At 73.4% G+C, this 10,534-nt stretch carries 11 protein-coding genes; 10 read left to right on the top strand and 1 reads right to left on the bottom strand.

All coding sequences use genetic code 11. The features are described from left to right. The 4 genes from ACERUN_RS18995 (at window position 1) to ACERUN_RS19010 (ending at window position 2,781) form a co-directional block, all read left to right on the top strand. Window positions 1-600, top strand: a complete 600-nt coding sequence (locus ACERUN_RS18995; RefSeq protein ID WP_370291676.1) for a hypothetical protein — start codon at window positions 1-3, stop codon at window positions 598-600. 25 nt (window positions 601-625) lie between these two features. Beyond that, on the top strand, window positions 626-1,354 hold the full coding sequence (locus ACERUN_RS19000) for a TetR/AcrR family transcriptional regulator (protein ID WP_370291677.1): 729 nt from the start codon (window positions 626-628) through the stop codon (window positions 1,352-1,354). 42 nt (window positions 1,355-1,396) lie between these two features. Next, window positions 1,397-1,957 (top strand): histidine phosphatase family protein, encoded by a 561-nt coding sequence (locus tag ACERUN_RS19005; protein ID WP_370291678.1) that lies wholly within the window; start codon window positions 1,397-1,399, stop codon window positions 1,955-1,957. A gap of 140 nt (window positions 1,958-2,097) precedes the next feature. Beyond that, on the top strand, window positions 2,098-2,781 hold the full coding sequence (locus ACERUN_RS19010) for a DUF6758 family protein (RefSeq protein ID WP_370291679.1): 684 nt from the start codon (window positions 2,098-2,100) through the stop codon (window positions 2,779-2,781). A 27-nt stretch (window positions 2,782-2,808) separates the two neighbouring features. On the opposite strand, the gene ACERUN_RS19015 is transcribed toward ACERUN_RS19010, so the two are convergent. After that, window positions 2,809-3,612 (bottom strand): thioesterase family protein, encoded by an 804-nt coding sequence (locus tag ACERUN_RS19015; RefSeq protein ID WP_370291680.1) that lies wholly within the window; start codon window positions 3,610-3,612, stop codon window positions 2,809-2,811. Between the two features lie 286 nt (window positions 3,613-3,898). On the opposite strand from ACERUN_RS19015, the gene ileS reads away from it, so the two are divergent. The 6 genes from ileS to ACERUN_RS19045 form a co-directional block, all read left to right on the top strand. Further along, complete coding sequence (gene ileS, locus ACERUN_RS19020) at window positions 3,899-7,141, top strand: isoleucine--tRNA ligase (protein ID WP_370291681.1); 3,243 nt, start codon at window positions 3,899-3,901, stop codon at window positions 7,139-7,141. 372 nt (window positions 7,142-7,513) lie between these two features. Further along, window positions 7,514-8,653: a succinyl-diaminopimelate desuccinylase gene (gene dapE / locus ACERUN_RS19025; RefSeq protein WP_370291682.1), complete on the top strand. Its 1,140-nt coding sequence runs from the start codon at window positions 7,514-7,516 to the stop codon at window positions 8,651-8,653. Then, a complete protein-coding gene (locus ACERUN_RS19030; protein WP_370291683.1) occupies window positions 8,650-9,375 on the top strand; it encodes a TIGR00730 family Rossman fold protein in 726 nt (241 codons plus the stop codon). Before dapE ends, ACERUN_RS19030 begins: the two co-directional genes overlap by 4 nt. 9 nt (window positions 9,376-9,384) lie before the next feature. Continuing rightward, window positions 9,385-9,831 carry a DivIVA domain-containing protein gene (locus tag ACERUN_RS19035; RefSeq protein WP_370291684.1) on the top strand — a complete coding sequence of 149 codons (447 nt, stop codon included), beginning with the start codon at window positions 9,385-9,387 and terminating at the stop codon, window positions 9,829-9,831. Further along, window positions 9,803-9,970, top strand: coding sequence for a DUF3117 domain-containing protein (locus ACERUN_RS19040; RefSeq protein ID WP_370291685.1), 168 nt, complete (start codon window positions 9,803-9,805; stop codon window positions 9,968-9,970). Before ACERUN_RS19035 ends, ACERUN_RS19040 begins: the two co-directional genes overlap by 29 nt. Then, the coding region (locus ACERUN_RS19045) for a M17 family peptidase N-terminal domain-containing protein (protein WP_370291686.1) at window positions 9,967-10,534 on the top strand (568 nt) is incomplete at its 3' end. The genes ACERUN_RS19040 and ACERUN_RS19045, both read left to right, overlap by 4 nt.

Raw genomic sequence — 10,534 nt, forward strand, 5'->3', positions numbered from 1 at the left:
ATGACCGCGATCCAGCAGCCCGACCACGCCTCCCTCACCGTCGGTCCGGCCAGCGGCGCCCGCACCGGCACGCTGGGCGCCCTGCCCCGCGCCGGCTCCGGAGGCCGCAGCGGCATCGCGCCGCTCAAGGGCGACCATGGCGCCCTGCTCCAGGTGGTGCTGTTCTGGGCGGGCGCGATCATGCTGCCGCTCGGACTCGTCGTGATCGTGCTCGGCTGGTACGGCGCGGCCAACACGCCCTACCAGTACGACCAGCTCTCCTACCTCGTCTCCGGCGGCCTGCTCGGGCTGGGCCTCACCTTCGTCGGCGGGTTCCTCTACTTCGGTGCCTGGCTGGCGCGCATCGCCGCCGACGGCCGCGACGCCTCGCAGCGCCTCGCCGACACCCTGCTCGTGCTCGCCGAGGCCAGCGCGTCGTCGGGTGGCGGCACGGCTGCTCCGCGCGCCGAGGTCGGCGCGATCCCCGTGGTCGCCGGCACCGGCACCACCATGCACCGCCGCGACTGCGCGCTCATCACCCATCGCGACGACCTGACGCCCGTGGGCGAGCAGAACTCCCACCTCTCCCTGTGCCGCGTGTGCCAGCCCGGAGCACGGTGAGCGCCGTGACCCGGGGCGAGGACGCATGAGCGGGCGTCCGCCTCGGGCGACGGGCGCCGCCCTCGACCGCACCGGGGCGGGTGAGGGGGCGTCGTCCCCGGCCCGGGGCGAGGACGCCGCTGGCCCGCCGGTGCTCAGCGCGGCCGGCACCCGGCTCAACCGGCGGGGCCTGCGCACCCGGGCGACACTGCTCGAGCAAGCGGTCCGCTGCCTCGTGGACGGCGGTCCCGCGGCCGCCAGCGCCAGCGCCGTCGTGCGGCGGGCCGGCGTCACCTGGGGCACGGTGCAGCACCAGTTCGGCGACGTCGACGGCCTGTGGGCCGCGGTGCTCGACGGGCTCGCCGCCGAGGTGGGGCTCGACCACCTGCCGGTGCCCGGCCAGGCCGACCTCGCCGAGCGGGTGGAGGCCGTCGTCCAGCAGCTGTGGACGGCGATGCAGCTGCCCGCCGCGATCGCGGTGCACCACCTGCGCAGCGCCCTGCCGCGCACCCGCCGCGAGCTGCAGGCCGACTACCCGCGCACCACCGCCGCGCTGGCGGAGTGGGACGCGCAGTGGAACCGCTGGTGCGAGCGCGCGCTCGACGGCCTCGGACTCGCGGCCGAGCGCACCGCACCGGTCCGGCTGCTGCTCCCGGCGGCCGTGCGCGGACTCTGGCTCGACCAGGAGCTCGCGATCAGCGGGCGCGACGAGGCCGACCCGGCGCTCGCCCGCCTCGCGCTGTGCGCTGCGGTGGCCACCCACCTCGCGCGCTGAGGCGCCGAGCCGGCGGCGCCCGGGCACTGGCAGGATGACGCCATGGCCTCCTCCGCCGTCATCGTCCGCCACGGCGCCACCGAGTGGAGCGTGTCCGGGCAGCACACCTCCGACACCGACCTCCCGCTCCTGCCCGAGGGCGAGGACACCGCCCGCTCGCTCGCGCCGCGCCTGGCCGGCGGCGACTTCGCGGAGGTGCTGAGCAGCCCGCTGAAGCGGGCGCGCCACACCGCCGAGCTGGCCGGGTTCCCCGACGCCGAGCTGCTCGACGACCTGGTCGAGTGGCGCTACGGCAGCGCCGAGGGCCGCACCACGGCCGAGATCCGCGAGACGCTGCCCGACTGGTCGCTGTGGACCCATCCCACCGAGGGCGCGGAGACCGCGGCCGAGGTGGCCGCGCGCTGCGATCGCGTGGTCGAGCGCATCCGCGCCGCCTCCGGCCCGGTGCTCGTCTTCGCGCACGGTCACGTGCTGCGGGTGCTCACCGCCCGCTGGCTGGGGCTGCCCGCCCAGGAGGGGCGGCTGTTCCGCCTCGAGACCGCCACGATCTCCGAGCTCGGCTACGAGCGTGAGACCCCCGTGCTCCTGCGCTGGAACTCCTGAGCCCGCCCCTCGGCGCGGCCTGGTCCCGTGGGCGACAGGGCGGGTTGCTTGACGCGACGCCCCACGCCCAGCACCTTTGCTGCAACGCGTCTGCGCTCCCGCGCAGCGGTGTACCCGTGGCCGAGACGGAGTGAGGTGGCATGACGTCCAGCGCAGCAGGCGGATCCTCCACGAGCCCGGGGGAGTGCCCACGCTGCCCCGCTCCCGTGGGTGAGGCGGCCGCCGGACGGTGGGTCTGCCCAGAGCACGGCGACGTGCTCCCGCTGTGGCGCTCGGGCGAGACCACGTACGAGTCCTTCGCCGACCACCTGCGCCGGGCCGGCACCTGCCCCACCTACCTGCCGTGGCCGCTCGGGCCCGGGTGGAGCGTCACGGACGCTGCCACGGTCGCGGTCCCCGGTGCCGACGGCGCCGCGACGCTGAGCTGCGTGTCGGGCAGCAGCCAGCTCGACGGCCCGGTCGACGTCATCGTGGTCGTGGAGGAACCGGGCACGGGTTTCGGTGCGCGCGTCGCCGGGCTCACGGGCGGCGACGGCCAGCCGCGCCTCGACCCCGGCAGGGAGGTCGGTGAGGGGTCGCCGCCGGTGCGGGTGCGCGTCGACGCGCGCCCGGTGGGCCTGTGGCCGGTGTCGGTGAGCACCTCGCCGGGGGAGTGGGACCGCTCGGTGCTGGCGGGCGAGGCCGAGGGGCGCTGGCTCTGGTTGGTCCTGAGGCCCGCGTCCGCCGTCCTGCTGCTGCGCGACGACTGGATCCTGCGCGACGTCTCGACCACCGGCCCGCAGCTCGTGGCCCTGCCGTTCGGGGGCGCCGCGCCGCCCTGGTGAGGCGCGGCGGCCGCAGCGGCGGGCGGCTCAGCCCTCGGCGAGGATCGCCAGCTGCCGACCCTGCGCGATGAGCCGGCCCTCGGCGTCCCACAGCTCGACGTCCTCGTCGTGGTAACCCGCGATGACGTGGCGCGAGACCACGTGGCCGAGCGCCCACACGGTGCTCGGACGACGGCGGTAGTGCACCGTGAGCTGGATGGTCGCCGAGGCGAGGTGGCCGATCTCGGCCGTGACCGGAGGGAAGGCGTCGACCATCGCGCCGGCGAGCAGCGCGTCGACCGGGCGCGAGTCGGCTGCCCGGATCCAGCACAGGGACTCGGTGACGCCCGAGGGGGTGCCGGCGAGCCAGCCCGGCACCTGGGGCGCGCGGTAGGCGTAGCGGTCGAGGATCGGCACCATGCCGGTGGGGATGAGCGCGCCGACGTCGGTGCACTCCTCGGGCGAGGGCACCTGCGGCGCGGCGTGGGGCGTGTGCTCGGTCGAGCCGGCGGCCTCCCAGTCGTGCGTGCTCACCACGGCGTGGGCGATCTCGCGCCCGCCCTGCGTCAGCACCGCGTCGTAGGTCGAGACCCGCCTCCCGACCCGGACCTCGCGCACCGACACCTCCGCCTCACCCGGCACGGCGGGGCGGAAGTAGGTGACGGCGATCGTCAGGGCATCGGGATGCGCGGAGTGCGCCATCACCGCGTGCTGCAGCACCGCGAGCACGTACCCGCCGTTCGGCGTGCCGTTGGCGGTGTTCCAGTCGGCCGTCAGCTCCACCACGTGGACGCCGTCGGCTCGCTGCTCGGAGGCCACCGCGGCGTCGAGGAGGAAGGTCGCATCGCTCACGTCGCACATCCTGACGCAACCGGGTTGCGCGGGTGCACGGTGCTCCCCGTACCCTTGGCGCACAGGCGCTCGAGCCGTCATCAGCGGCGAGCCCCGGGAAGAACGGTCGGTGCTCCGGTGCCGGCCCAGTAGAACCCGGCGGGTAGGCCCGTCACAGCCCACGACGAGAGGCCCGTGCAGCGATCGGCAGCGATCGGCACGAGCAAGCAGGGTGGTACCGCGGTCCGCACGGATCGTCCCTGCGGCACGACACCAGCCGCAGACGATCAGCAGGAGACCGACTCCCATGGCCTATCCCAAGGTCACCACCGACCCCGCCGGCGCCCAGGGCGTCCCCAGCTCGCCGCGCTTCCCCGCCATCGAGGAGAGGGTCCTGGCCTACTGGGCCGAGGACGACACCTTCCGCGCGTCCGTCGAGCAGCGCGATCCCGGCGCCGCCGGCGAGAACGAGTTCGTCTTCTACGACGGCCCGCCCTTCGCCAACGGCCTGCCGCACTACGGCCACCTGCTCACCGGCTACGTCAAGGACATCGTGCCGCGCTACCAGACGATGCGCGGCAAGCGCGTCGAGCGACGCTTCGGGTGGGACACCCACGGCCTGCCGGCGGAGCTCGAGGCGATGCGGCTCAACGGCATCAAGACCACCGACGAGATCGTCGAGATGGGCATCGACAAGTTCAACGACGCCTGCCGCGCCTCGGTGCTCAAGTACGCCGGCGACTGGCGCTCCTACGTCACGCGCCAGGCCCGCTGGGTCGACTTCGACAACGACTACAAGACCATGAACCCCGAGTTCATGGAGTCGGTGCTGTGGGCCTTCAAGAGCCTGTACGACAAGGGCCTGGTCTACGAGGGCTTCCGCGTGCTGCCCTACTGCTGGAACGACGAGACGCCGCTGTCGAACCACGAGCTGCGCATGGACGACGACGTCTACAAGAACCGGCAGGACCCCGCCGTCACCGTGGGCTTCGAGATCACCGGCGGCAACGGGCGCGCTGACGACCTGGTGGGCGCCAAGCTCTGCATCTGGACGACGACGCCCTGGACGCTGCCGAGCAACCTCGCCGTGATGGTGGGCACCGAGATCGACTACGTCGCCGTCGTCCGCGACGACGCCCGGCTGGTGTTCGCCGAGGCGCGTCTGGGCGCCTACGCCCGCGAGCTCGGCGACGAGCCCGAGGTGGTGTGGCGCGGCACCGGCGCCGACCTGCTCGGCCTGACCTACACCCCGGCCTTCGGCTACTTCGCCGGCCACGAGAACGCCTTCCGCGTCGTGGCCGCCGACGAGGCGGTCACCACCACCGACGGCACCGGCCTGGTGCACTCCGCCGGCGCCTTCGGCGAGGTCGACAAGGAGGTCACCGACCGCGAGGGCATCGCCCCGGTGATGCCGGTGGGCAAGGACGGTCGCTTCACCGCACCCGTGGTGGAGTACGCCGACCTGCAGGTCTTCGACGCCAACCTGCAGATCATCGACGACCTCAAGAATCACGGTGGAGCCGTCACGCCCGGCACGCTGCTGGTGCGTCGCGAGACCTACGATCACTCCTACCCGCACTGCTGGCGCTGCCGTGAGCCCCTCATCTACAAGGGCGTCAGCAGCTGGTTCGTCGAGGTCACCGCGATCAAGCAGCGCATGGCCGAGCTGAACCAGCAGATCCGCTGGACCCCCGACCACATCCGCGACGGCCAGTTCGGCAAGTGGGTCGACAACGCCCGCGACTGGTCGATCACCCGCAACCGATTCTGGGGCAGCCCGGTGCCGGTGTGGAAGTCCGACGACCCGGAGTACCCGCGCGTCGACGTCTACGGCTCGTTCGAGGAGATCGAGCGCGACTTCGGGCGCCTGCCGCGCAACGCCGCCGGCGAGCCCGACCTGCACCGGCCGTGGGTCGACGACCTCACCCGTCCCAACCCCGACGACCCCCGGCCGGAGGGGGAGCGCTCGACGATGCGGCGCGTCAGCGACGTCCTCGACGTGTGGTTCGACTCGGGCTCGATGAGCTTCGGGCAGGTGCACTACCCCTTCGAGAGCAAGGAGTGGTTCGAGCAGCACTTCCCGGCCGACTTCATCGTCGAGTACATCGGCCAGACCCGAGGCTGGTTCTACACGCTGCACGTCCTCGCGACGGCGCTGTTCGACAAGCCGGCCTTCTCCTCGTGCATCAGCCACGGCATCGTGCTCGGCTCCGACGGCAACAAGATGTCGAAGTCGCTGCGCAACTACCCCGACGTCTCGGAGGTCTTCGACCGCGACGGCGCCGACGCCATGCGCTGGTTCCTCATGGCGAGCCCGATCCTGCGCGGCGGCAACCTGGTCGTCACCGAGCAGGGCATCCGCGACGCCGTGCGCCAGGTGATGATCCCGCTCTGGAACACCTGGTACTTCTTCGCGCTCTACGCCAACGCGGAGCAGTACGACGCGACGGGGCGCACCGACTCCAGCGACCCGCTCGACCGCTACCTGCTCGCCAAGACGCGCCAGTACGTCGAGCAGGTGGGGGTCCAGCTCGACGACTACGCGATCGCCGACGCGTGCGAGACCGTGCGCGGCTTCCTCGACGTGCTCACCAACTGGTACGTGCGGCGCGCGCGCGAGCGCTTCTGGGAGGGCCGCCCGGAGGCGTTCGAGACCCTGCACGCGGTGCTCGACATCGTGTGCCGCACGGTCGCGCCCCTGTTGCCGCTGGTGAGCGAGGAGATCTGGCGCGGCCTCACCGGCGGCCGCTCGGTGCACCTGACCGACTGGCCCGACGTCACCGCCCTCCCGCAGGACGACGCCCTGGTCGCCGCCATGGACCAGGTGCGCGAGGTGTGCTCCACGACCTCCGCGCTGCGCAAGGCCGGACGCCTGCGCAACCGACTCCCGCTGGCCGGCCTCACAGTCGTCGTCGACGATCCGGCGTCCGTCGAGGCGTTCGCCGCGATCGTCGCCGACGAGGTCAACGTCAAGGCGGTGCGTCTGCTGGCGAGCGACTCGGCCGAGGCCGAGGCCTTCGGCGTCGAGCAGCGCCTCACGGTCAACGCCCGCGCGGCCGGCCCCCGCCTGGGCAAGGACGTGCAGCTGGCGATCAAGGGCTCGAAGTCCGGCGACTGGTCGGTCGCCGCCGACGGCACGGTCACCTCCGGCGGGCTCGCGCTCGTGGAGGGCGAGTACACGCTCGAGACGGTGGCGGGCGACGCCTCCGACGGCTTCGCCACCGGCGTGCTGCCGAGCGGCGGGTTCGTCGTCCTCGACACCGTGGTGACGCCCGAGCTGGCGGAGGAGGGCGTGGCCCGCGACCTCGTGCGGGCGGTGCAGCAGGCCCGTCGCGACGCCGGCCTCGAGGTCACCGACCGCATCGAGCTGGTCATCGACGGCGCGGACGCCGTGCTGGCCGCGGCGCGGGCGCACGAGTCGCTCATCGCGGGCGAGACCCTCGCGACGTCCTACGCCGTCGGCGCGGACCAGGGTGACGGGCGCGGCGAGGACGTCGTCGTCACCGTCGGCGACGGTGCCGAGGCGCGCATCCGCCTGGCTCGCGCCTGATCTCCCGCTCGCGCCCCCACCGGGTCGTCGAGCGGACCGCTCGGGGTCCGCGGCCCCGAACTCGCCGGGCAGCGGACGCCGCCAGTCGCTGACGTCGACGGTGATGCGCGCCGACGTCGTGCCGTTCCGGTGGAGGGCGCGCTCCGTGATCTCGTCGAGCGTCGAGACGCCCCGTGGACCGCGTCGGCGGCGTACTCCCGGACCGCGGCCGTACGAGGATCGTCGGGGCCGGTGGCCGGCCTGCCGGTGGGCTCCTCCGGGGTCGATCTGGCCCTGCGTCTCCCGAGCAGTCGCATGGCAGGAGCCTGGGTCGCCTCCGGCCCACCGGCGGGTGTCGCCGGAGTGCGAGGGTCCGGCTGGTTGACTTGCCCCGTGTCCACGCCCGCCACCGTCCTCGACCTGGCCGCCGACGTCGTCACGCTGACCCGCCAGCTGGTCGACATCGAGTCGGTGAGCAAGGGCGAGCAACAGATCGCGGACGCCGTCGAGGCGGCGCTCGTCGCCCTCCCGCACCTGCACCTCACCCGTCGCGGTCACACCCTCGTCGCCCGCACCGAGCTCGGGCGGCCCTCACGGGTGGTGATCGCCGGCCACCTCGACACCGTGCCCGTCAACGGCAACCTGCCGAGTCGGCTCGACGAGGAGGCGGGCATCCTCCACGGCCTCGGCACCTGCGACATGAAGGGCGGCGACGCCGTCATCCTCAAGCTCGCCGCGACCGTCGCCGAGCCGGTGCACGACGTCACCTACGTGCTCTACGAGGCCGAGGAGATCGACGCCACCTCCAACGGGCTGCGCCTGCTGTCGGAGTCCGACCCGGACCTGCTCGAGGCCGACTTCGCGATCCTGATGGAGCCCTCCAACGCGGGGGTGGAGGCGGGCTGCCAGGGCACGCTGCGCGTCGAGGTCCGCACCCGCGGCGAGCGGGCCCACTCCGCGCGGTCGTGGCGCGGTGTCAACGCCATCCACGGGGCCGCCGAGGTGCTGGCGCGGCTCAACGCCTACCAGGCGCGCCGGCCGGTGATCGACGGCCTGGAGTACCACGAGGGCCTCAACGCCGTCGGCATCAGCGGGGGAGTGGCCGGCAACGTCGTCCCCGACGAGTGCGTGGTGACCGTCAACTTCCGCTTCGCCCCCGATCGCTCCGAGGCACAGGCGCTCGCCTTCGTCAAGGAGTTCTTCGCGGGCTTCGACATCACCCTGACCGACTCCGCGCCCGGTGCGCTCCCGGGGCTCGACCGACCCGCGGCCCGCGCCTTCGTCGAGGCCGTCGGGGGCGCGGTGGCGCCGAAGTTCGGGTGGACCGACGTCGCCCGCTTCGACGTCCTCGGCGTCCCGGCGGTCAACTTCGGCCCCGGCGACCCGGTCTTCGCCCACAAGGCCGACGAGCACGTCGAGACCGCCCAGATCGAGCACTGCGAGCGGGTGCTGCGTGCGTGGCTCACTGCCGCGCCCGCCTCGAGCCACGAGACGTCCGCCGGCGCACCCGCCGGCGAGGAGGAGGACCGATGACCAAGCGCAACGGACCCGGACCCCGCCCGAGCGCCGGTCGCCCTGCGGGGTCGACCACCGACCAGCGGCTGCTCGACAGCCGCGGCGACTCCGGCTGGGTGCACACCGACCCGTGGCGCGTGATGAAGATCCAGGCCGAGTTCGTGGAGGGTTTCAACGACCTCGCCGAGCTGGGGCCGGCCATCTCCGTCTTCGGCTCCGCGCGCATCCCGAGCACCCACCCGGCCTACGACATCGGCGTGCGCGTGGGTGCTGCGCTGGTGGACGCCGGGTTCGCCGTGATCACCGGCGGCGGGCCGGGCGCCATGGAGGCCGCCAACAAGGGTGCGATGGAGGCCGGCGGCGAGAGCATCGGCCTGGGCATCGAGCTGCCCTGGGAGACCAGCCTCAACGAGTACGTCACCTTCGGGCTGAACTTCCGCTACTTCTTCGTGCGCAAGACCATGTTCGTGAAGTACTCCCAGGGCTACGTCGTGCTGCCCGGCGGCCTCGGCACCCTGGACGAGATGTTCGAGGCGATGACGCTCGCCCAGACCCTCAAGATCACCCGGTTCCCGATCGTCCTGATGGGCGTGGAGCACTGGCGGGGCCTCATCGAGTGGATGCAGGGCTCGATGCTCGAGGACGCGCGCATCAAGCAGTCCGACATCGACATGCTGACCCTCACCGACGACGTCGACGAGGCGGTGGCGCTCATGGTCGCCGCCCGCGATCGCTCCTGAGGCGCCGCCATGATGTGGGTCTTCGCCATCATCATCGTCCTCGCCATGGGCGGCGTCGCCATGGTCGCGGCCGGTCACGGGGCGCCGCTGGCCCCCGCCTACGACGACCGGCCCGACGCCACCGTGCCCGGGTACCGCCCGCTGGCGGCCGGCGACCTGCGTCGCGTGCGGTTCTCGCTCGCTGTGCGCGGCTACCGGATGTCGGAGGTCGACGCCCTCCTGCGCCGGCTCGCCACGGAGATGGAGGCTGCTGCGGCCCACCGCGAGACGACGCTCGGTGACCCGGGGCACGACGCCGGGGACGGCGCCTCGGAGGACGAGCAGGGGTCTCGGCTGCGGGCCGCGGACCCCATAGGAGATAATGAGGAGTCGCAGTCGGGTGCACAGGGCCCCGATCGCTCGCACAGCAGTGGAAGAGGGGTGCCGCATGGCGGCGATGAAGCCTCGGACCGGTGACGGTCCGCTCGAGGTCACCAAGGAGGGTCGCAGCCTCGTGATGCGCGTCCCGCTCGAGGGTGGCGGTCGTCTCGTGGTCGAGTTGAACGCCACCGAGGCTGCTGAGCTGGGCGAAGCGCTCAAGAACGTTCTCGGGTGACCTCACCCGCCGCCCCTGCCGTGCCCGCCGCGCCGGTGCTGCCCGGACAGGTCTCGCCGCCGCAGTTCGCGGTGAGCGACCTCCTGCCCGGCGCCATCACGGGCGTCGACGTCGTCGCGCTGCCCGTCCTGCCGGGCGGCGCGGACGACGGCGTCCTGCTCGGCCCGGGTGCGGCCGAGCTCGGCGACGAGCTCGGTCTCGACCTGCTGGGCGTCGCGGAGGTGCACGGTCTCACCGGCCGCGTCGGCGACTGCGCGGCGGTTCCGGTGCCGGCGGGGTCGGCGAACAATCCCGAGCTCCGGCTCGTGCTGCTGGTGGGTGTCGGCGACGCCCGGCCGATCGACCTGCGCCGCGCCGGCGCGACCCTCGCTCGCGCCACCGTCGACCGCGCTGCCGTGGCCACCTCGCTGCCGCTCGTCGCGCCCGCCGCCGCGGGCGACGGCAGCGGCGAGGGTGCGCTCGAGGCGTTCGTCGTCGGCATGATGCTCGGCGGCTTCGTCTTCCACTGGCGCTCCCAGGGCCCGGAGCACCAGCCGGGGGGCCGCCGCGGGGGGGGGGCGGCCG

It is taken from the genome of Nocardioides sp., from assembly GCF_964229035.1.
GTDB lineage: Bacteria > Actinomycetota > Actinomycetes > Propionibacteriales > Nocardioidaceae > Nocardioides.